At 74.1% G+C, this 20,297-nt stretch carries 19 protein-coding genes; 5 read left to right on the forward strand and 14 right to left on the reverse strand.

Going from position 1 to position 20,297, the window contains the following annotated elements:
- Positions 1–4: 4 nt before the first annotated feature.
- The 4 genes from FKN01_RS01805 to FKN01_RS01820 form a co-directional block, all read right to left on the reverse strand.
- Positions 5–649 (reverse strand): class I SAM-dependent methyltransferase, encoded by a 645-nt coding sequence (locus tag FKN01_RS01805; RefSeq protein WP_143615880.1) that lies wholly within the window; start codon positions 647–649, stop codon positions 5–7.
- 101 nt (positions 650–750) lie between these two features.
- A complete protein-coding gene (locus tag FKN01_RS01810; protein ID WP_143615881.1) occupies positions 751–2,076 on the reverse strand; it encodes a M20/M25/M40 family metallo-hydrolase in 1,326 nt (441 codons plus the stop codon).
- Positions 2,073–3,473: a cytosine permease gene (locus FKN01_RS01815; RefSeq protein WP_143615882.1), complete on the reverse strand. Its 1,401-nt coding sequence runs from the start codon at positions 3,471–3,473 to the stop codon at positions 2,073–2,075. Before FKN01_RS01815 ends, FKN01_RS01810 begins: the two co-directional genes overlap by 4 nt.
- The gene (locus tag FKN01_RS01820) at positions 3,473–4,426 is read right to left on the reverse strand and encodes a DUF1177 domain-containing protein (RefSeq protein ID WP_143615883.1); all 954 of its coding nucleotides are present in this window, start codon (positions 4,424–4,426) and stop codon (positions 3,473–3,475) included. Before FKN01_RS01820 ends, FKN01_RS01815 begins: the two co-directional genes overlap by 1 nt.
- A 148-nt stretch (positions 4,427–4,574) precedes the next feature.
- On the opposite strand from FKN01_RS01820, the gene FKN01_RS01825 reads away from it, so the two are divergent.
- Together FKN01_RS01825 and pepE are read left to right on the forward strand one after the other, a co-directional pair.
- Positions 4,575–5,408: an IclR family transcriptional regulator gene (locus FKN01_RS01825; RefSeq protein WP_143615884.1), complete on the forward strand. Its 834-nt coding sequence runs from the start codon at positions 4,575–4,577 to the stop codon at positions 5,406–5,408.
- 27 nt (positions 5,409–5,435) lie between these two features.
- Positions 5,436–6,194: a dipeptidase PepE gene (pepE, locus tag FKN01_RS01830; RefSeq protein WP_143615885.1), complete on the forward strand. Its 759-nt coding sequence runs from the start codon at positions 5,436–5,438 to the stop codon at positions 6,192–6,194.
- On the opposite strand, the gene FKN01_RS01835 is transcribed toward pepE, so the two are convergent.
- The 8 genes from FKN01_RS01835 to FKN01_RS01870 all read right to left on the reverse strand — a co-directional run bounded on the left by FKN01_RS01835 (position 6,157) and on the right by FKN01_RS01870 (position 15,509).
- A complete protein-coding gene (locus FKN01_RS01835; RefSeq protein WP_143615886.1) occupies positions 6,157–7,950 on the reverse strand; it encodes an MFS transporter in 1,794 nt (597 codons plus the stop codon). The genes pepE and FKN01_RS01835 overlap by 38 nt on opposite strands.
- A gap of 574 nt (positions 7,951–8,524) precedes the next feature.
- Positions 8,525–9,964: a glycosyltransferase family 39 protein gene (locus FKN01_RS01845; RefSeq protein ID WP_143615887.1), complete on the reverse strand. Its 1,440-nt coding sequence runs from the start codon at positions 9,962–9,964 to the stop codon at positions 8,525–8,527.
- Between the two features lie 37 nt (positions 9,965–10,001).
- Positions 10,002–10,634, reverse strand: coding sequence for a response regulator transcription factor (locus FKN01_RS01850; RefSeq protein ID WP_143615993.1), 633 nt, complete (start codon positions 10,632–10,634; stop codon positions 10,002–10,004).
- Between the two features lie 92 nt (positions 10,635–10,726).
- A complete protein-coding gene (locus tag FKN01_RS01855) occupies positions 10,727–11,980 on the reverse strand; it encodes a sensor histidine kinase (RefSeq protein ID WP_260696737.1) in 1,254 nt (417 codons plus the stop codon).
- A gap of 12 nt (positions 11,981–11,992) precedes the next feature.
- Complete coding sequence (locus FKN01_RS01860; protein ID WP_143615888.1) at positions 11,993–12,712, reverse strand: ABC transporter permease; 720 nt, start codon at positions 12,710–12,712, stop codon at positions 11,993–11,995.
- Positions 12,712–13,704, reverse strand: a complete 993-nt coding sequence (locus FKN01_RS01865) for an ABC transporter ATP-binding protein (RefSeq protein ID WP_398930642.1) — start codon at positions 13,702–13,704, stop codon at positions 12,712–12,714. Before FKN01_RS01865 ends, FKN01_RS01860 begins: the two co-directional genes overlap by 1 nt.
- A gap of 183 nt (positions 13,705–13,887) precedes the next feature.
- Positions 13,888–14,064 carry a hypothetical protein gene (locus tag FKN01_RS32405; protein WP_185992696.1) on the reverse strand — a complete coding sequence of 59 codons (177 nt, stop codon included), beginning with the start codon at positions 14,062–14,064 and terminating at the stop codon, positions 13,888–13,890.
- Between the two features lie 122 nt (positions 14,065–14,186).
- A complete protein-coding gene (locus FKN01_RS01870; protein ID WP_143615889.1) occupies positions 14,187–15,509 on the reverse strand; it encodes a hypothetical protein in 1,323 nt (440 codons plus the stop codon).
- A 243-nt stretch (positions 15,510–15,752) separates the two neighbouring features.
- Between FKN01_RS01870 and FKN01_RS01875 the strand changes: the two genes are divergently transcribed.
- From FKN01_RS01875 to FKN01_RS01885, 3 genes are read left to right on the forward strand one after another with little or no spacing between them, the layout of a single operon-like run.
- Positions 15,753–16,589: a Nif3-like dinuclear metal center hexameric protein gene (locus tag FKN01_RS01875; protein WP_143615890.1), complete on the forward strand. Its 837-nt coding sequence runs from the start codon at positions 15,753–15,755 to the stop codon at positions 16,587–16,589.
- Positions 16,586–17,329 carry a zinc ribbon domain-containing protein gene (locus FKN01_RS01880; RefSeq protein ID WP_185992706.1) on the forward strand — a complete coding sequence of 248 codons (744 nt, stop codon included), beginning with the start codon at positions 16,586–16,588 and terminating at the stop codon, positions 17,327–17,329. Before FKN01_RS01875 ends, FKN01_RS01880 begins: the two co-directional genes overlap by 4 nt.
- Complete coding sequence (locus FKN01_RS01885) at positions 17,329–18,498, forward strand: bifunctional RNase H/acid phosphatase (protein WP_143615892.1); 1,170 nt, start codon at positions 17,329–17,331, stop codon at positions 18,496–18,498. The genes FKN01_RS01880 and FKN01_RS01885 overlap by 1 nt, the downstream gene beginning before the upstream one ends.
- A 193-nt stretch (positions 18,499–18,691) precedes the next feature.
- On the opposite strand, the gene eda is transcribed toward FKN01_RS01885, so the two are convergent.
- Together eda and yaaA are read right to left on the reverse strand one after the other, a co-directional pair.
- Positions 18,692–19,312, reverse strand: coding sequence for a bifunctional 4-hydroxy-2-oxoglutarate aldolase/2-dehydro-3-deoxy-phosphogluconate aldolase (gene eda, locus FKN01_RS01890; RefSeq protein ID WP_143615893.1), 621 nt, complete (start codon positions 19,310–19,312; stop codon positions 18,692–18,694).
- 64 nt (positions 19,313–19,376) lie between these two features.
- Positions 19,377–20,177 (reverse strand): peroxide stress protein YaaA, encoded by an 801-nt coding sequence (gene yaaA, locus FKN01_RS01895; RefSeq protein ID WP_143615894.1) that lies wholly within the window; start codon positions 20,175–20,177, stop codon positions 19,377–19,379.
- Positions 20,178–20,297: the final 120 nt, after the last annotated feature.

Below are 20,297 nucleotides of genomic sequence, written 5' to 3' on the forward strand. Positions count from 1 at the left end.
GCGGTCAGATGCCCGGTCCGGTGCGCCGCAGCACGCGCAGCGAGTCCGTGACGGAGACCTCCGTGAAGGCCCCGGACTCCAGCGCCCGCAGATACACCCGGTACGGGGCCTGGCCGCCGTGTGCCGGGTCCGGGAACACGTCGTGGATCACCAGCAGCCCGCCCTCGGCGACATGCGGGGCCCAGCCCTCGTAGTCGCCGGTCGCGTGCTCGTCGGTGTGGCCGCCGTCGATGAAGACGAAGCCCAGCGGGCCGCCCCACACCGCCGCCACCTGCGGCGAGCGCCCCACGAGCGCGACCACGTGGTCCTCCAGGCCCGCCGCGTGCAGCGTCCTGCGGAAGGTGGGCAGGGTGTCCATCCGGCCCACCTCCGGGTCCACCACGGCCGGGTCGTGGTACTCCCAGCCGGGCTGCTGCTCCTCGCTGCCCCGGTGGTGGTCGACGGTGAGCGCGGTGACGCCGGCCGCCCGCGCCGCGTCGGCGATCAGGATCGTGGAGCGCCCGCAGTAGGTGCCGACCTCCAGCAGCGGCAGGCCGAGCGAGGCGGCCTCGGTGGCCGCCGCGTACAGCGCGAGCCCCTCGACCACCGGCATGAAGCCCTTGGCGGCCTGGAAGGCGGCGAGAATCTCCGGATCGGGCTCGGCGGTCACGGCGTTCCTCCTGGTGGGACGGGTAGGGCGCCATCGTGCCGTACGCCCCCGCCGAACCTGTCGGCGGGGGCGTACGGCGGGGGTGTCCGGCGCGGCTCGGGTCAGCAGCTCTGCCAGAGGCGGGTCATGACGCGTACGCCGAAGCGCAGTCCTTCCAGCGGGACGCGCTCGTCCACGCCGTGGAAGAGGCGGCCGTAGTCCAGGTCGTGCGGGAGCTTGAGGCCCTTGAAGCCGAAGCAGCGGATGCCCAGGTGCGTGAACGCCTTGGCGTCCGTGCCGCCGGGGTTGCAGTACGGCACCGGGTGGCCGTCCGGGTCCTCGGCGCGGACCGCCGCGCACATGGCGTCGACCAGCGGGCCGTCGAACGTGGTCTCCATGGCGATGTCGTGGTTGACCCACTCCCGGCTGACCGAGGGCAGCAGCAGCCGGTCGATCGTGTCGATCAGCTCCTGCTCGTGGCCCGGCAGGAAGCGGCCGTCCACCCGGGCGGTGGCCTTCCCCGGGATCACGTTGGTCTGGTAGCCGGCGCTGAACATCGTCGGGTTCGCCGAGTTGCGCAGCACCACCTGCATGAAGTCGGCGACCGGCCCCAGCCGGGCGAGGCTGCCCTCGATGTCCTCCTCGTCGAACTCCACGCCGTAGAGCCGGGCGGCCTCTTCGAGCAGCGCGCGGACCGGCTCGATCAGGCGGACCGGGAACTTCTCGCGGCCGATCCGGGTCAGCGACTCCGCGAGGTCGGTGACCGCGTTCTCGTCGTTGGGGGACGAGCCGTGGCCGGCCCGGCCGGTGGCGGTGAGCTCCATCCAGGCCATGCCGCGCTGGGCGTTCTCGATCGGGTAGAGGCGCCGGGTGTCGTCGATGGCGAAGGAGAACCCGCCGCCCTCGCCGATCGCCTCGGTGACCCCGGCGAACAGCTCCGGACGGTGCTCGACCAGCCAGTGCGCGCCGAACTTGCCGCCCGCCTCCTCGTCCGCGAGGAAGGCGAGGACCAGGTCGCGCGAGGGGCGCGTACCGGTGCGGGCGAAGTGCCGGGCGGTGGCCAGCATCACCGCGACGGTGTCCTTCATGTCGATCGCGCCCCGGCCCCAGAGGTAGCCGTCGCGGATCTCGCCGGAGAAGGGCGGCACCTGCCACTCGGAGGCGTCCGCCGGGACCACGTCCAGGTGGCCGTGGACCAGCAGGGCGCCGCGGTCCCGGTCGCGGCCGGCGATCCGGGCGATGACGCTGGCGCGGCCGGGCGCCGACTCGACCAGCTCCGAGTCGATGCCCACCTCGGCCAGGCGGGCCACGACCCACTCGGCGCTCGCGCGCTCCGTGCTCGTCGGGTTGGAGGTGTCGAACCTGATCAGCTCGGCGCAGAGGGTGACGACCTCGTCCTGGGCCTCGGCGGAGGCGGGGACCAGTGCGGTGCCGGGTGCGGTGCTCATGCTGCTCCCACGGGGGTGGTGGTGCGGGCGGCCGGGGCGGGGCGGTCCTGCTCGTCCTGCTCGTCGGCGAGGACGGAGGTGCCGTAGGGCTTGATCCAGCCCAGCAGCCCCAGGGCGCTGTACAGGACGAAGGCGGTGGCCAGCGAGTTCAGGGCCGGGATGCCGCCGTCGTAGAACTTGCCGACGCAGAAGGCCGCGATCCAGATGACGATCGACATCGGCACCCAGGTCGGCGAGTGCGCCGGCAGGGTCTGGGCCTCCCGGGTCTCGTCCAGCGGCTTGCGCATCCGCTTCACGACCCAGTACTCGGCCACGATGATGCCGCCGATGGGCGGGATGGCGACGCCGAGGATCGTCAGGAACTCGGTGAAGTGGCTCATGATCCCGACGGCCGACAGGACCGTGCCCGCGATGCCCAGGACGATGGTCACCGCGCCGCGGTGCACGCGCTTGTTGAAGACGACCTGGAAGAAGTTGACGACGCCGAGCGAGGAGCCGTACAGGTTCCAGTCGTTGATCTTCGCCGTGGACATCAGGACGACGAGCACACCGAAGGCGCCGGAGGTGGAGAGCACGATGTGCGAGACCTCGCTGCTCTTGACCAGGTGGCCCAGGAGCACACCGGTCAGGCCGACGATGTACTCGGAGAGGATCATCGACGAGGCGCTCTGCAGGAAGACGTGGGAGCCCTTGCGGTTGTAGCGGGTCATCTCGGGGGAGACGATCGCGCCCGTCATGTAGCCGCCCGCGATGGCGGTGGCGGCGACGGCCAGCGGAATCGTTTCTCCCGGCGGCGGCGAGTGGACCAGGTCGCTGAAGGAGTGGTCGTTCAGGGTCCGGATCACCGAGAAGGCGACCATCCCGAAGAACAGCGGGGTGACGACCTTCGCGAAGTTGGCCATGTACCGGAAGCCGAAGATCACGAGCGCGGTGATGGCGATGCCCGCGAGCACGCACCACATCCACGACGGGCCGCCGACCAGCTCCGAGACGCTGTCGCCGAAGATCTTGTTCTGGACGCCGAACCAGCCGACCAGGCTGACCGCGATCACGAAGCTGACCAGCGCCGAGCCGTTGCGCCCGAAGCCCACCCAGCGGGTGAGCATCGGCGTCGCCAGGCCCTCGCGCATCCCGGCCAGGCCGATCGCGAAGATCACCACCTCCAGGATCACCGCGCCCAGCGTGAACGCGAGGAACGCGTCGCCGAAGGTCATCCCGACGCCGATGGTGGCGCCGAGCGTGAACTGCGAGATCGAACCGGACTGGGCCAGCCACTGGAGGAGCATCGACCAGAAGCCGAACCGCTTGTCGCGCGGGACGCGCGAGAGCGCGTAGTCGTCGCTGCCGATGCTCTTGGGCGCGGGCGCCACGGCACCGGACTGCGGGGCGGCTGACATCAGGACTCCTGGGGAATACGGCCGAAGGTCTGCAGATGGGTCAGCGAGCCGTAGCGGCTGACGAGGTTGTCGAACTCCACCGCGTCGTGGAAGTCCAGCCGGCCGTCGCCGTAGGCCTTGGCGACCTCGACGGCGTAACGGGCGGCGGACGCGATGTCGCTCTCGTGACTCGCGCCCGTCCCGCAGCCCGGCACCGCCGCGGCCGAGGTGATGGCCAGGCCGACCACGGGGGCCGCCGTCGCGGTGGAGGGCTGGAGGATCGAATTGATGTGGTGTGCCCCATTACCGTACGGGGTGATGTCCTGGGTCGTCACCGGGTACGTGACCAGCGGCGCACCGGTCACCACGGCCAGCAGCTCCCCCAGCTGCTCGTTCACGCGGAGCACCCAGCCCTCCTTGACGGTGGGCGACAGGGCGAGGCCCTTGTGGTTGATGATGCGGTTGCCCTTGGTGGTGTCGATGGAGAGCACGGCCTCCATCTCGCCGGTCACCTCGTGGCGGTTCATCGTGGCGATGTCCACCGGCGAGCCCATGAACGGCACCGGGTCGTGCGGCTCGGTCGGCGCGTTCGGGCAGATGTGTGTGGCGATGATCACGTCACCGGGCAGCACGTCGCCCCGGCGGCGCATGTCGAGCAGCTTGGCGGCGGCGGCCAGCGCCGAGACGGCGCCGTCGGCGTCGGAGACCAGACCGGTCACCTCGGGCCGGGCGCCGATCCCGCCGAGCCGGCCGACGACGCCCAGGGTGCGGGCGTCCCCCCCGGCCGCACGGCCCCGGGAGCCGGGGATGCGGACCGACACGAAGTCCGTTGAGCCCCGCTCACCGGCGACCGTGGTCACCCGGGCGGACGAGCCCTCGGCCCCCGCCGCCGCGTCCAGGTACTCGACGGCGGTCTTGCCATTGGCCTGGGGGTCGTCGAGCAGCTCGACGAGGTCCAGTACGTACTTCAACATGGGGGGCCTTTCTCGCGCATCCGTCACACCCGTCCGGAGCCCGCCAGGGAGCCGCGGCTCCGGACGGGGTGCTGAGAGCAGATTCGGGATCGGATAGCGTTGAGCGCAATGATTTCCCGTTATCTGCAATTCATGTCTGAATGGTGAGATGGCCATGGCGGAGTTCGAAGTCGACCGGCGCACCCCCGCCGGAGCCCTCCAGACCGTCGACCGCGCGCTGCTCGTGCTGCTCGCGTTCGAACGCACCCGGCCGGACTGGGGGGTGACCGAGGTCGCGGCGGAGTTCGGCTGGGACACCTCCGTCGCCCAGCGGCTCCTCGCCACGCTCGCCGGACGCGGCTTCCTGGTCTCCGACCCCGCCACCCGCCGCTACCGCATCGGCCCCGCCGTGCTGCGCCTGGGCCGGCTCTGGGAGCGCTCGGGATCGCTGGAACTGCTGGCCGGACCGGTCCTGGAGGAGCTGCGCCGGGTCACCGGCGACACCGTGCTCTTCTGCCTGCCCGACAGCTTCCACATGCGGTGCGTGGCCGCCGAGGAGGGCGAGGCGGGGCCGCTGCGCTACTACCCGCTGGTCGGCGAGCTCTACCCGGCGCACGCCGGGGCCACATCCAAGTCGTACTACGCCTATCTGCCCGACGAGCAGCGCCACCGGCTCTTCCGGGGCCGTCCGATGGCCCGCTTCACCGACCGCACGGTCACCGACCCGGACGTGCTGGAACAGCAGCTCCTCGAGGTCCGCGCCCAGGGGTACGCCTGGACCGTCGGCGAGTACGACACCGGCATCGCGACCCTCGCCGTACCCGTCTTCCTGGGCCGCGAACCGTACGGGAGCCTCAGCCTCGGCGGCGCCGAGGAGCGGTTCGAGGGCGCACCCGAGAACCGCCTCGACGCGCTGCGGCACGCCGCCGAGCTCCTGGAGAAACGCCTCACCCACCCACCGCAGCGCCCGAAGCCCCGCGCGCGCCGCACCCCGTCCGCCTGACCGAACGACCCCGGAGGAACTACCCCCGTGAACCTGCTCCTGCTCTCCAACTCCACCCAGTACGGCCGCGGCTACCTGGAACACGCCCTGGACACGGTCACCGGCTTCCTGCCCGCCCGCGCCCGCCTCGCCTTCGTGCCGTACGCGCTCGCCGACCACGACACGTACACCGCGCGCGTCCGCGGCGCCCTGGAACCGGCCGGGATCACCGTGCGCGGCGTCCACGAGCACGCCGACCCGGTCGCCGCGCTGAAGGACGCCGACGCCGTGTTCATCGGCGGCGGCAACTCCTTCCGGCTGCTCAGCGCCCTCTACCGGACCGGGCTGCGCGAGGCCGTCGCGGACGCCGTGCGCGCCGGACTGCCGTACATGGGCGCCAGCGCCGGCACCAACATGGCGGCGCCCACCCTGCGGACCACCAACGACATGCCCATCGTGCAGCCGCCGTCCTTCGCGGCCCTGGGCCTCGTCCCCTTCCAGATCAACCCGCACTACCTGGACCCGGACCCGGCCAGCACCCACAAGGGCGAGACCCGCGAGGAACGGCTCACCGAATTCCTGGAGGAGAACGACGTCCCGGTCCTCGGCCTGCGCGAGGGCTCCTGGCTCCGCGTCGAGGGCGAGGCGGCCCGGGCCGAGGGGGCCCGGGTCGAAGGGGCCCGGGTCGAGGGGGCCCGCCCCGCCCGCCTGTTCGTCCGGGGCGCCGAGCCCCAGGAGCTGGCGGCCGGGACGGACGTGTCCCGGCTGCTCAGGACCGAACCGCGGTTCGACGCTCCGGCGCGCTGACACCCCCCAGCACGAGATCGGTGACCGCGGGGCCGCCCTTCGCCGGGCAGGCCCGAGGCGTGTGCCCCGTGGCCGACGCCGCCAGGACGAACGTGCCGGCCTCCGGGGCGGCCAGCGCCCAGCGGCCGAGCGTGTCCGTGGTGGTGAGCCCCGCCTGCCGGCCCTGCCGGTCGATCAGGGTCACATTGGCCCCGGCGACCGGGGCCCCGGCCGCGTCCAGCACCCGGCCGCGGAAGCCCTCCGGGCCCGGCAGCGGAAGCGGCTCGACGTCCTCGGCGGCGCGCCGGGCCGCCTCGTCGCCCTCGCTGCTCGCCAGCAGTACCGGCGCGGTGGCCGTGCGCCGGGACGGCAGGAACGAGGCCAGGACGAGACCGGCGACCACGGCGCCCGTCGCGATGAGGAACGAGATCCGGAAGCCCTTCATCGTGGGCACGTCGACCGGGCCCGTCCGGGTCGAGGTGTGGGCCAGGACCATGCCGATCACCGCGCTCGACACCGAGGTGCCGATGGAGCGCATCAGGGTGTTGAGCCCGTTGGCGGCGCCGGTCTCCGAGGCGTCGACGGCGCCGATGATCAGGGCGGGCAGCGACGAGTAGGCGAGCCCGATGCCGGCGCCGAGGAGGACGGCGATCAGCACGGTCTGCCAGGCGGCGCTCATCAGGCCGAGCCCGGCCCCGTAACCGATGGCTATGACCAGCATGCCGAGGATCAGCGACACCTTGGGCCCCTTGCGGGCGGAGATCCGCGCGTACAGCGGGGCGACCAGCATCATCGTCAGGCCGAGCGGGGCCACGCAGAGCCCCGCGACCACCATCGACTGGCCGAGGCCGTATCCGGTGGCGGCGGGCAGCTGGAGCAGCTGGGGCAGGACCAGGGAGACGGCGTAGAACGCGACGCCGACCATGATCGAGGTCAGGTTGGTGAGCAGCACCTCGCGGCGGGCCGTGGTCCGCAGATCGACCAGCGGGGCGTCGCTGCGCAGCTCGAAGAGGCCCCACAGCACGAGCACGACGAGCGAGGCCGCGATCAGTCCGAGCGTGGTGGGCGAGGACCAGCCCCAGTCGCCGCCCTTGGTGATCGGCAGCAGCAGGAGCACCAGACCGACCGAGAGACCGAGCGCGCCGACGGTGTCGAACCGGCCGGGGGCGCGCAGCGTGGTCTCCGGCACCGCGAACACGGTCAGCGCCATGGCCAGCACCCCGAGCCCGGCCGCGCCGAAGAAGAGGGCGTGCCAGTCGGTGTGCTGGGCGACGAGCGCGGCGGCCGGCAGCGCGAGTCCGCCGCCCACCCCGATCGACGAACTCATCAGCGCCATCGCCGAACCCAGCTTCTCGCGCGGCAGCTCGTCGCGCATGATGCCGATGCCCAGCGGTATCGCGCCCATCGCGAAGCCCTGGAGGGCGCGGCCCACGATCATGACGACGAGGTCGTCGGTGAAGGCGCATATCAGGGAGCCGGCCACCATCACGGCGAGGCTGGCCAGCAGCATCCCGCGCTTGCCGTACAGGTCTCCGAGCCGCCCCATGATCGGGGTGGCGACGGCTCCCGCGAGCAGGGTGGCGGTCATCACCCAGGTCGCGTTGGAGGGGGTGGTGTGCAGAAGGGCGGGCAGATCCTTGATGACGGGGACGAGCAGGGTCTGCATCACGGCGACGGTGATACCCGCGAAGGCGAGCACGGGGACGATCCCCCGGCCCGCCTTCGCGCGCGGATCGGGAAGCTCCGCGCCGGGCTGTTCGTGCGTCGTCTGTGGCATGCGTGCGGCCTCCGGGCAGCGGTGAGGGGCAGGGCGGTGCGTACGGTTACGGTCGGTACCGCGGGTAGCACCGACCGCCAAGTCTGTGCAGGGTGAACCTTCCTCGGCTACGGCGTATTCCGGGGCGCGGGGTGCGCGTGCGGCGCGGGTGCGCGCGGGGCGCGCGCGAGCAAGGTGACGGCGCGTCAGTTCGCCGCCTGTCGTGCGCCGTTGGACCGGGGGCGAGGCGATCTGAAGCCGGGTGTACGGGGCACGCCTCGGTGGTGCCCTCGGTCGTGCGCCGTTGGACCGGGGTGAGGCGGCCTGAAGCCGGGTGTACGGGGCACGCCTCGGTGGTGCCCTCGGTCGTGCGCGCTCCGCGGTCGCCGCCGCCCGCCGCCCGCACCGGCTCGACGGGGCTGGCCGGGGCGCTGGAACACGTCACGGACGCGCGGCGGGGTGCGCGCGCTGACCGGGGCGGACCCGGCCGCCCTCACCCCCCGGCTACGCGCCGGCCTTCCGCCCGGCGCGCGCCTTCCGGCCGGCCGGCCCGCTGCTGACGCCGCTCGGGCTCCCGCGCCACCGGCCGGAACGCTCACCTCCGTGCGTACAGCGTCACCCGGCGCCCCCGCACCCGCTCGTCCGCGATCACGGTGAAGTAGTCCCGCAGCACGGCCGCCTTCACCTTCTCCCGCCGCCCGTTCTCCGGACGCGCCGCCCCCGGCGCGCCCGCGACCAGCAGTATCCGGCGCTGGGCGAGCATCGCGTCCCTTATCCGGGCCGGGGCCGCCTCCACCCCGTTCAGCGTTCCGGACGCGCGCGGGCTCCGGGCCAGCGCTATGTCCCGCAGACCGGTGAACGCCTCGGGCGAGACCAGCTCCGCGTCGCGCCGGGCGCCGGGCAGGAACACCACGGCGGTGCCCGGCTCCTTCATCCGGCGCACGTCCGCCGTCATGGCCAGCACGTCGTCAACCCGGCTCGACGGCGACCGTTTGGCCAGTGACTGCGGCAGCAGCGCCGCCACCGCGCAGGCCAGCAGCACCGGTACGAGCCACCGCGACGCCGCCGGGAACCGGGGCGCCGCCGCCCGTACCGCCGCCCCCAGCAGTGAGCCGATGAGCAGCGCCAGGCCGAGCAGGCTGAAGAGGATGTAGCGGTCCAGGAACAGCGGCTTCTCCAGCGAGACGGCGGCCAGACCGAGCTGGGGGACCGCCAGCAGCGGCAGCCCCACCGACGCCACCGAGAGCCGGCGCCCGCCCGGCCGGCCCACCAGGGCCCCCAGGCCGCCGATCGCCAGCAGCACCCCGGGGCCGATCATCATGTGCCAGGTCAGCGGCGGTATCCAGGACACCTGCCTGGACTGGCCCGAGGTGAACAGAATCAGCGGCAGCGCCCCCGCCGCGGCCGCCCCCGAAGCCGCCGTCCAGCGCGCCCACACCCGGCGCCCGGCCCCGCTCCACGCCAGCGTCGCCGCGTGCGCGGGCAGGATCAGCAGCGAGAACCAGTTCAGCAGCGCGCAGATCAGCACCGTGCCCGCGTACGCCACCCAGCGCCCCCACCCCCCGCGCCCGCCGAGCACGGTCACGAGCAGCAGCGTCGAGACCCCGGCGCCCGCCGCGACCAGCGCGTACGGGCGGCCCTCCTGGAGGTAGAACTGCACGGCCGGCAGCAGGCAGAGCGCCATCCCGCCGCCCAGCCCCGCCCATCTCCCGGCCAGCCGCTCGCCGATGGCCGTCACGCAGGCCGCCGCCACCGCCATGGCCAGCACGGAGGGCAGCCGCAGGGTCGTGGTAGTCGGCCCGAACCAGTCGAAGAGACCGTGCATCAGCAGGTAGTAGAGCCCGTGGACCGCGTCGACGTGGCCCAGCATGAGCCGTATCTCGCCGGTGGACCGCAGCGCCACCTGCCAGGTCGCCGCCTCGTCCCGCCACAGGCTGCCCTGCCGGGAGAGCCCCCAGAGCCCGAGGCCCAGGGTCCAGAGCGCGGGTACGAGCCAGAGCGGGAGGCGCCGCGGCGCGGGTATTCGAGACGGCATGGCGGGGGCTCTCGGGTCGTGGCGTGGGCGGACGTGGTCAGAGCCAGCCCTGCTGCCGGGCGGCGCGGACCGCTTCCATGCGGTTGCGGGTGCCCGTCTTGCCGATCGCCGATGAAAGGTAATTGCGGACCGTTGATTCTGACAGATGCAGCTTGGCGGCGATGTCGGCGACCGTCGCCCCGTCCGCCGACGCGACCAGCGCGTCCCGCTCCCGCGCCGTGAGCGGACTCGGCCCCGAGCTGAGGGCGGCGGCGGCCAGCGCCGGATCGACCACCGTCTCCCCGGCCAGCACCCGGCGGATCGCCTCGGCCAGATCCTCGACCGGGCCGTCCTTCACCAGGAAGCCCGCCGCCCCCGCCTCCATCGCCCGGCGCAGATAACCGGGCCGGCCGAAGGTGGTGAGGATCAGCACCCGGCAGTCCGGGACCTCCTCGCGCAGGTCGGCCGCCGCGTCCAGGCCGCTGCGCCCCGGCAGCTCGATGTCCAGCAGCGCCACGTCCGGCCGGGACGCCAGCGCGGCCGCCACGATCTCGTCGCCCGCGCGGACCTGGGCCACCACCTCGATGTCCGGTTCGAGCCCGAGGAGCAGGGCGAGCGCGCCGCGCATCATCCCCTGGTCCTCGGCGAGCAGGACGCGGACGGACTTGGCCGGGGGGTGCTCCTGAGGCATCTCGTTCACCGGCCCAGGCTAAGGGCTGTCCCGTGGCCAATGGCTGTCCCGTGGCCAAGGGGTGTCCCGCGATTCCCGGCGGGCGCGCGGCGTCACGAGTCGCGGGGCAGCCCTCTGGGCCGGCAGTCCGGATCGTCCCCGGCTCCGGGCGCCGGCGTCGCGCCGGTGTCGCCGTCCCGCGCGCCGTCCGCGTCCACCGGAAGCTCGGCGGTCACCACGAAACCGCCGTCCGGACCGGGGCCCGCCACCAGCGAGCCGCCCGCCGCCGCGAGCCGTTCGGTGAGCCCCTTCAGCCCGGTGCCGCCGATGCCCGGGGTGGGCGCGGGGCCCTCACGCCCGCCCCGGCCGTCGTCGGTCACCGTGAGCCGGACCTTCTCGCCGGTGCCGCCGACCTCGAACACGCAGCGCGTCGCCGTGGAGTGCCGCACCACGTTGGTCACGGCCTCCCGGACCACCCAGCCCAGCAGCGCCTCGGTCTGCGGGGCGAGCGGCGGCCCGGAGCGCCGGACGACCGGCTCGACGCCGGCGGCGGTCAGCGCGGACCTGGCCCGGTCCAGCTCGGTCGCGAGGCTCCCCTCGCGGTAGCCGGTGACGGCCTCGCGGATCTCGGTGAGCGCCTGGCGTCCGACGGACTCGATGTCGGCGACCTGCGACAGCGCCGCGTCCACGTCGCGCGGGGCGAGCCGGCGCGCGGCCTCCGACTTCACCACGATGACCGAGAGGGTGTGGCCCAGCAGGTCGTGCAGATCGCGCGAGAAGCGCAGCCGTTCCCGCTCCACGGCGGCCCGGGCCAGCTCCTGCCGGGTGGCCCGCAGCTCCGTCACGGTCTCCGCGAGCCTCAGGATCGCCGAGGTCACGGCCCCGGAGATGAACGTCCCGTACCCCAGCGTCCACGGCGGTGACGCGCTGTCGTCGCGCCAGACCGCGACCGCGCACGCCGCGACCGCGAGCCCGAGCAGCCCGACCGCCAGCAGCCGGTGGCGCAGGACCGTGCCGGCGGCCAGCGAGAGCAGCGGGAAGAACAGCAGCCAGCTGCCCCCGTAACCGATGGCCAGGGCGAAGGTGACCGCGGCCAGCGCGCCCAGCAGGACGTACGTCACCGGGCTCTCGCGCTTCTCCTTGGTGAAGCCCCGGAACACCACCGAGACGTAGAGCGAGTTGAAGGCCAGCAGGCCGGCGCCGGCGATCCACGGGGTCGGGGTCTCGCCCTGGAAGAGGTTGGAGAAGGCGCCGAGACCCATCAGCAGCCACGGCAGCAGGGAGTACGGCGACGGCGGGCCCGGCCTGCGGCCCTCCTTCCGCATCCGGCGGCGCTCCTTGAACGACGGTCGTCCGGTCCCCGGCATGGTTCGCTCCCGTCACACGGTCCTGGCGGACCGACGGTACGAGATCACCGCGTACGCGCCGAACAACAGGAGCCAGGCGGCCAGCACGCCCACGGTCGTCGCGCCCGGGGCGCGCCCGTCGGTCGTCGCCCACCCCAGATCCGCGAACCGGTTGGCCGGGGAGAACCGGCCGACCGGGCGCAGCCACTCGGGCAGCAGCTCCAGCGGGAACCACAGCCCGCCGACGACCCCGAAGCCCATCAGGCACGCGACGTTGACGACGCCGGTGCCCTGCGGGGTCAGCCGGTAGCCGTTGCCCAGGCCGAGCAGGGTGAAGGGCAGCGCGCCCAGCCACAGCAGCAGCACCAGCACCGCCCACTGCCAGGCCGCCATCCGCACCCCGTTGATCAGGCCGCCCGCCAGCAGCACGGTGAGGATCACCGGCAGCACGGTCACCGATCCGCTGACCGCCCGGCCCACCACCGCGTGCGCGGGGGAGAGCGGGGTGACCCTCAACTGCTGGAGCCAGCCCAGGGACTTGTCGGAGGCGACGCCCGTACCGGTCGACATCGCGGAGCCGAGCGCGCCGTACGCCGCCATGCCGACCATGGACGCGGTCTTCCAGCCGTCGGCGCCGCCGTCGCCGATGTTGGTGAAGAGCAGGTACATCAGCACCGGCATGCCCGTGCCGAAGATCAGGAAGCCGGCGTCGCGCAGGGTCCGGCGCATTTCGAGCAGGATGTAACGGAACATCAGGCGGTCTCCCTCGCGGTCCGGGGCGCGGTCCTCGCGCGAGCGGTGTCCCCGGGCGCGGCGGCCCCGCCCGGCGAGGTCTCCGCGGGTGCGGTGAGCGCCAGGAAGGCGGTCTCCAGCGTGGCCCGGGAGACCTGGAGGCCGCGGATCAGGTCCAGCCGGGCCAGCGCCACGACCGTCGCGTCCGAGTCGTCGGTGCGCAGCAGGGCGCGGTCGCCGGTCACCTCGACGGCGACGACACCGGGCAGCCGGTCCAGGCCCTCGGTGGAGCGGCCGGCCAGGTCGAAGGAGACCCGGCTGTGCCCGGCGGCGTCCTTGATCGCCTCGCCGCCGCCGTCCGCGACGATCCGGCCCCGGTCGATGACGACGATCCGGTCCGCGTTCTCGTCGGCCTCCTCCAGGTAGTGCGTGGAGAAGAGGACGGTGTTGCCGCGCCGGGCGTACGCCCGCATCGACTCCCAGAACGCGCGCCGCCCCGCCACGTCCAGGGCCGCGGTCGGCTCGTCCAGGACGATGAGCTCGGGATTTCCGGCCAGCGCCACGGCGAACCGCACCCGCTGGGTCTGGCCGCCCGAGAGCTTGTCGACGCGCCGGTCCGCGTACTCCGTCACGCCGGCCAGGGACAGCGCCTCGGCGACCGGCAGCGGGCGCGGGTAGGCCGAGGCGACGAAGGAGACCAGCTCGCGCACGGTCACCCTGGGTATGGGCCGCCCCTCCTGGAGCATGGCGCCGACCAGACCCGCCCGCACCGCCCGTCCGGGGGAGCGGCCCAGGACCCGCACGGCCCCCTCGTCCGGCTCGTCCAGCCCGAGCAGCAGCGAGATGGCGGTGGACTTCCCCGCCCCGTTGCGGCCGAGCAGGGCCACGGTCTCGCCGCGCCCGATCCGCACGTCGATCCCGTCGACGGCCCGTACGGTCCGCCCGGCCCGGCCGTACGTCTTCACCACCCCGGTGAGGACCACCGCGGCCTCGTCGTCCCTTGTCTGCGTCATGTCTACGACGTTACGCAGAGTGAGCGGTCGGCGGCAGATGTATATGTACCCGGTCCGCCATGACATTTGTCATCGCGGACGCGGAGGGTCCGCGTCCGCCGGAGCCGGACAGCGCGGCGCCCCGCCGTCCGGGACGGTCTCCCGGGCGGCGGGGCGCCGCTTTCCCCTCCTCGGCCGGCTGCGTCAGGCCGCCGCCGCTTCGCTCTCCTCGGCGGGGCGGCGATGACGGCCGGCCGGCGTCACCGCCGTGTCGTCCGTCGCCACGCCCCCTCGGTGCTTTCCGGAGCCGCCGGCGTCGCCCCGCTGCGCGTCCGCCGTCGGCGGAAACGTCGGGGTCGTGTCGGTGTGGGCTTCAGACATGTGGGAAGTCACCCCGTTGTGATCGCTTACGTGTGTGCCAACCGGAGCCTCACGCCACCGCCTGTCCGGGAAGAGGCCACGGCCGGTGACCGAGACGCACGGTGCGTGAGCCCGGCCCCAGCTTAGTCAGGGGCTCTACGCCCCACGAGAGGCGCCTGCCCCAGAGGAACCGGTGTACACACTGGAGGATTCACCGATGGCGCGGAAGGTTGCCTGCCACTTGGGCCGCACGCGGGCTCCGTCTCCTCCGGCATCTCCAGCAGGGCCACCGCGCACGCCGTGTCCCCGTCCGCGTAGGGGAGTTTGAGCACCCCGTCGCGCGACCAGACCCCGCTGCCCGCCAGCCAGCCCCCGGGCGCCGCGAGCTGGTGCAGCCGACGGCCCGAAGGGCGCCACAGGCCGATCCAGCTGCCCGCCGCCCCGTCGACCCTGAGGGCCACCGCGCAGCTCTCCGGCATCAGCGTCTGCCCCGGCTGTACGGCGAACGGCCGCACCGAGTGGTCCGGCAGCCGCAGGCACTCCGGGAAGCGCACCGGCAGACAGCTGCCGAGGACCCCCCAGCCGAGCCGGTCCTGCCCGGGCGCGTCCGAGCGGATCAGCAGCAGCCCGCTGTCCGGGTCCGCGAGCAGCAGCCGGTCGTCGCTGTCCGGCGCGATCTGGAGCAGCGGAGTCATCTCGGCGCCCCGGCCCAGGTCCACCGTGGCCGTCTTCACCGGGCCGCCGCCCGCCGGTTCCCGGTCCAGGGCGAGCAGCCGGCCGGCCCGGTCCAGCCAGACGCCGCCGGAGCAGCGCCCCGGCAGGTCCGCGATGTGCTCGGGCCCGGCCGCCCCGCCCGCCACCCGCCACAGCTCCGTGGAGTACGCGCCGACCGCCAGGGCGTAGGCGCTCACGCCGTCCGGCGAGGGCGGCAGCAGCGTGAGGGCGTCCCGCTCGACGGCCCCGAGCAGCAGCTCGCCGGTGCCGGGGCCGGTCGGATAGAGCAGCGAGAAGGTGTGCCGCTCCGCGACCCGGCGCCGGATCAGCACCCGCCCGTCGGCGAGCGGCACCACCTGCGCCTCGGCCTCCTCCGGCTGGTCGGTGGGCAGCGGCACGGCGTACGGCTCGGGCCCGTCGAGCGTCCAGCGCTCGGCGTACCAGGCGGTGTCGGCGGCGGACACCGGGGCGGCCGTGAGGCGGGCACCGTAGGCGCCGTCGGCGGTGAGCGTGAAGGGGGGCAGAACCGTTTCGGCGGGGGCGTCGGGTCCGGTCGGCGCGAAGGCCTTTGACGCAGTCGGCGCGAAGGCCTCCGGTCCGGTCGGCGCGTAGGCCTCCGGTGCAGGGGCGGCCTCCGGCGGGCCGGTCTCCGCGGCGGCCGTCGTGGGATCGCCCGGATCGGGCTCCGGCTCCGGTTCCGCCGGACCGCCGTCACCCGTGGTGGTCCCGTCCTCGATGGCACAGGCAGTCATCGACTCATCACCTCCGGCGACCGAAGCTAGTTTTCGCACTTCCAGCCGAACAACCCGACCTTGCCCACTTCACACATAAGGGTGGCGATGGCCCGATTTCGTTGTGGGGCCGGGGGTGCGTGTGCTGTACGCGGGTCCGCGCCCCGTGCCCGTACGGGCGCCGCCGTGCGCGGCCGCCGGGCGGCCCGTTCCCGGGGCTTCCCGGGGCTTCCCGGGGCGCGGCGGGCAGGTAGCCTTTGCTCCGTGCCCCGTCTGTCTGAAGTCATCGCCGAGCTCGACGCCCTCTGGCCGCCCGAGCGGGCCGAAGGATGGGACGCGGTCGGCACCGTCTGCGGTGATCCGGACGCCGAGGTCCACCGGGTGCTCTTCGCCGTCGACCCCGTCCAGGCGATCGCCGACGAGGCGAAGGAGCTGGGCGCGCATCTGATCGTGACCCACCACCCGCTCTACCTGCGCGGTACGACGACGGTCGCGGCGGACACCTTCAAGGGCCGCGTCGTGCACACGCTGATCCGCGACGGCATCGCGCTGCACGTGGCCCACACCAACGCCGACACCGCCGACCCCGGCGTCTCCGACGCCCTGGCCGCCGCGCTCGACCTGCGCGTCGAGCGCCCCCTCGTGCCGGACCCGACGGACCCGGCGGGCCGCCGGGGTCTCGGCCGGATCTGCGTGCTCGACCACCCCGAGACCCTGGGCGCGTTCGCCGCCCGCGCCGCCGCCCGGCTGCCCGCCACCGCGCAGGGCGTGCGGCTCGCCGGCGACCCGGACGCGCTCGTGCGCACCGTCGCGGTGAGCGGCGGGTCCGGCGACAGCCTCTTCGACGCGGTGCGCGCCGCCGGTGCGGACGCCTTCCTCACCGCCGACCTGCGCCACCACCCGGCCTCCGAGGCCACCCAGCACTCGCCGCTCGGCCTGGTCGACGCCGCGCACTGGGCCACCGAGTGGCCGTGGTGCGAGCAGGCCGCGGCACAGCTCGATGCGATCTCCGACCGCCTCGGATGGGACCTGAGGGTCCATGTCTCGAAGCGGGTCACCGACCCCTGGACCGCCCACCACTCTTCTGGAGCCCCCAACTGAACGCCGCGCCCGCCGACCAGATCCGACTTCTCGACGTCCAGGCGCTCGACCAGCGCCTCTCCCAGCTCGCGCACCGCCGCAAGTCCCTGCCCGAGCACGCCGAGATCGAGTCGCTGACGGCCGACCTCGCCCAGCTCCGCGACCTGCTCGTCGCCTCCACCACCGAGGAGAGCGACACCGCCCGCGAGCAGACCAAGGCGGAGCAGGACGTCGACCAGGTGCGCCAGCGCGCCGCCCGCGACCAGCAGCGCCTGGACTCCGGCGCGGTCACCTCGCCGAAGGACCTGGAGAGCCTGCAGCGCGAGATCGCCTCGCTCGCCAAGCGCCAGGGCGACCTGGAGGACGTCGTCCTGGAGGTCATGGAGCGCCGCGAGTCCGCGCAGGAGCGCGTCGCCGAGCTGACCGACCGGGTCGCCGCCGTGCAGGCCAAGGTGGACGACGCCACCGCCCGCCGCGACGCCGCCACCCAGGAGCTCGACACGGAGGCCGCCTCGGTCACCAAGGAGCGCGAGGTCGTCGCCGGCTCGGTCCCCGCCGACCTGCTGAAGCTGTACGACAAGCTCCGCGCCCAGCAGGGCGGGGTGGGCGCCGCCCGCCTCTACCAGCGCCGCTGCGAGGGCTGCCGCCTGGAGCTCAACATCACCGAGATCAACGACGTGAAGGCCGCGTCCCCCGACACGGTGTTGCGCTGCGAGAACTGCCGCCGCATCCTGGTCCGCACCGCCGACTCGGGCCTGTAGTGAGCCTGCCGCGCCGGTTCGTGGTCGAGGCCGACGGCGGCTCCCGGGGCAACCCGGGCCCCGCCGGCTACGGCGCGGTCGTCATCGACCCGGACACCGGCGAGACGCTCGCCGAGGCCGCCGAGTACATCGGCGTCGCGACCAACAACGTCGCCGAGTACAAGGGCCTCGTCGCGGGCCTCCGCGCGGTGGGCGCGCTGCTCGCGGACGGCCCGCCGGGCAGCGGCGTCCGGGTGCGCGTCCGGATGGACTCCAAGCTGGTCGTCGAGCAGATGTCCGGCCGCTGGAAGATCAAGCACCCGGACATGAAGCCGCTCGCGGCCGAGGCGGCGGCGGCCCTGCCCGGCGCGGAGATCACCTACGAGTGGATTCCGCGCGAGCGGAACAAGCACGCCGACCGGCTGGCCAACGAGGCGATGGACGCGGGCCGGCGCGGCACCCGGTGGGAGCCCTCGGCGTCCACCGCCGCCCTGGACACCCCGCGCTCCCCGGAGCCCTCCGACCCCGTCACCCCGCAGGTGGGCTGGGGTTCGGCGCCCGACCTGGGCGCGCCCGCCACTCTCGTACTGCTGCGGCACGGCGAGACGGCCCTCACCCCGCAGAAGCGGTTCTCCGGCAGCGGCGGCACCGACCCCGCGCTCTCCCCGGCCGGCCTGGACCAGGCCGAGCGGGCGGCGTCCGCCTTCGCCGCCCGGGGCACCGTGCGGGAGATCGTCAGCTCACCGCTGCGCCGCTGCCGCGAGACGGCCGGCGCGGTCGCGGCCCGGCTCGGCCTGGAGGTCCGCGTCGAGGACGGGCTGCGCGAGACGGACTTCGGGGCCTGGGAAGGGCTCACGTTCGCCGAGGTCAGGGAGCGGTACGGGGACGACCTGGACGCCTGGCTCGCCTCACCGGACGCGGCCCCCACGGGCGGCGGCGAGAGCTTCGCGGAGGTCGCCGACCGCGTGGCGGCCACCCGGGACAGCCTCGTCGCGCGTTACGCGGGCCGCACGGTCCTCGTCGTCACGCACGTCACCCCGATCAAGACCCTGGTCCGGCTCGCCCTGGGAGCGCCCCCGGAGGCGCTGTTCCGGATGGAGCTCTCGGCGGCGTCCGTCTCGGCCGTCGCGTACTACGCCGACGGCAACGCCTCCGTACGCCTGCTGAACGACACGTCCCACCTGCGGTGACCCGGCCCCGGACAGCACTCGGCCCCACCGGCGGGGGGAAGGCCGGTGGGGCCGGGGCGGTTCCGGCGGGTCGGGGGATTACCGGCCGGAACCCGGGTCGCCCGGCATGCGGGCTACGTCCCCTACAAGGGTCGTGCCCCGAATACCGGGGAGCATGCACGGCGATGCGCGACAGGTTCTCCCGCCGCCCCGCTCACCCCCTCAGCGCCGCCGCCCCGGCGGCCAGCCGCTCCACCCGCGCCCAGTCCCGGGCCGCGACCGCGTCCCCGGGAACCATCCAGCTCCCGCCCACGCAGCCGACGTTGGGCAGCGCCAGGTACGAGGGGGCGGAGGCGGCCGAGATACCGCCCGTCGGGCAGAACCGGGCCTGGGGGAGCGGGGCGGAGAGGGCCTTCAGATAGGCCGTGCCGCCCGCCGCCTCGGCCGGGAAGAACTTCATCTCGGTGACCCCGCGCTCCAGCAGCGCGACCACCTCGGAAGTGGTCGAGACGCCCGGCAGGAACGGCAGCCCGGACCCCTTCATCGCGTCCAGCAGCGCGTCGGTCCAGCCGGGGCTGACCAGGAACCTGGCCCCCGCCGCCACGGTGTCCGCCACGTTCCGCGCCGAGATCACGGTGCCCGCCCCGACGACCGCGTCCGGCACCTCCGCCGCGATGGCCCGGATCGCGTCCGGCGCGGCGGCGGTGCGCAGGGTCACCTCGATCGCCGGAAGCCCGCCCGCGACCAGGGCCCGGGCGAGCGGCACCGCGTCGGCCGCGTCCTCCAGGACGACGACGGGCACGACGGGGGCGAGATCCAGCACGGAGGAGGTCATGCGCCCATCCTGCCCGGTATGCGGCGCCGTACGCAACGAGCGTTGCGGAGAGTGCAACGTACGGTCAGTGGATCTCCGTCACGACCACATCGAGCTGCCAGGGCCGCCCCGCCCGCGCGGGCGCCTCGGCCTCGACGGTGTACCCCAGATCCCGCAGGGCGGTCACCAGCTCGGCGGGACCGGCCGGCCGCGCCCCCGCGAGCAGCAGATCGCGCACCATGCGGCCCTTGGTGGCCTTGTTGAAGTGGCTGACCACCGAGCGCTTCTCCACGCCGTCCACGATCTGCGCGTGCAGCACCCGCACGCTCGCCGTGCGTTCCGCCACCGCCCCCTTCGGCTTCCACGCCGCCGTGTACGCGGACGAGCGCAGGTCCAGCACGAGCCCGTCGCCCGCCGCCTCCGGCATCGCCTCCGCCATCGGCGTACGCCAGAACGCCCCGAGGGCGCCGAGCCCGGGCAGCTTCACGCCCATCGAGCAGCGGTACGGCGGAATCCGGTCGCCCACCCGCACCGCGCCCCACAGCCCGGAGAACACCAGCAGCGACTTCCCGGCGAGGCGGCGGGCGGCCGGGTCGAGCGAGGCCAGGCCGAGCGCGTCGTACAGGACACCCGTGTACAGCTCCCCGGCCGGACGCGTCCCCGCCGTCCGCAGCTCCGCGTTCTTCGCGATCTCGCCCCGCAGCCCCTCGCTGAGCCCCAGCACCTCCCGCGCCTTCTCCTCGTCGGCCGCGCACAGCTCCACGAGCGCGTCCAGCACCTCGGCCCGCGCCCCGGCCAGACCGGGCAGCGACAGGGACTCGGGCTTCAGGGGTGCCCCGCGCCCCGAGGCGGCCTTTCCTTCGGAGGGCGGCAACAGCACGAGCACGGCGGTTCTCCTTCGTACGTACGGGGAAGGGCGCCGAAACGGTGTGTGCGGACCGCGCGGACGCCCCCGGCCAGCGTACGGGGGCGCAGCGGCACACCGTACGGGCGGGAAGTCCTCCCG

It is taken from the genome of Streptomyces sp. 130, assembly GCF_007096885.1.
Classification (GTDB): Bacteria; Actinomycetota; Actinomycetes; order Streptomycetales; family Streptomycetaceae; genus Streptomyces.

What these genes read in the sequence shown, in the direction of transcription:
- FKN01_RS01810 (WP_143615881.1), bottom strand. Translation starts at nt 2,076, where the DNA reads ATGAGCACCGCACCCGGCACCGCACTGGTCCCCGCCTCCGCCGAGGCC.
- FKN01_RS01815 (WP_143615882.1), bottom strand. Translation starts at nt 3,473, where the DNA reads ATGTCAGCCGCCCCGCAGTCCGGTGCCGTGGCGCCCGCGCCCAAGAGC.
- FKN01_RS01820 (WP_143615883.1), bottom strand. Translation starts at nt 4,426, where the DNA reads ATGTTGAAGTACGTACTGGACCTCGTCGAGCTGCTCGACGACCCCCAG.
- FKN01_RS01825 (WP_143615884.1), top strand. Translation starts at nt 4,575, where the DNA reads ATGGCCATGGCGGAGTTCGAAGTCGACCGGCGCACCCCCGCCGGAGCC.
- FKN01_RS01835 (WP_143615886.1), bottom strand. Translation starts at nt 7,950, where the DNA reads ATGCCACAGACGACGCACGAACAGCCCGGCGCGGAGCTTCCCGATCCG.
- FKN01_RS01845 (WP_143615887.1), bottom strand. Translation starts at nt 9,964, where the DNA reads ATGCCGTCTCGAATACCCGCGCCGCGGCGCCTCCCGCTCTGGCTCGTA.
- FKN01_RS01850 (WP_143615993.1), bottom strand. Translation starts at nt 10,634, where the DNA reads ATGCCTCAGGAGCACCCCCCGGCCAAGTCCGTCCGCGTCCTGCTCGCC.
- FKN01_RS01855 (WP_260696737.1), bottom strand. Translation starts at nt 11,980, where the DNA reads ATGCCGGGGACCGGACGACCGTCGTTCAAGGAGCGCCGCCGGATGCGG.
- FKN01_RS01860 (WP_143615888.1), bottom strand. Translation starts at nt 12,712, where the DNA reads ATGTTCCGTTACATCCTGCTCGAAATGCGCCGGACCCTGCGCGACGCC.
- FKN01_RS01865 (WP_398930642.1), bottom strand. Translation starts at nt 13,704, where the DNA reads ATGACGCAGACAAGGGACGACGAGGCCGCGGTGGTCCTCACCGGGGTG.
- FKN01_RS32405 (WP_185992696.1), bottom strand. Translation starts at nt 14,064, where the DNA reads ATGTCTGAAGCCCACACCGACACGACCCCGACGTTTCCGCCGACGGCG.
- FKN01_RS01870 (WP_143615889.1), bottom strand. Translation starts at nt 15,509, where the DNA reads ATGACTGCCTGTGCCATCGAGGACGGGACCACCACGGGTGACGGCGGT.
- eda (WP_143615893.1), bottom strand. Translation starts at nt 19,312, where the DNA reads ATGACCTCCTCCGTGCTGGATCTCGCCCCCGTCGTGCCCGTCGTCGTC.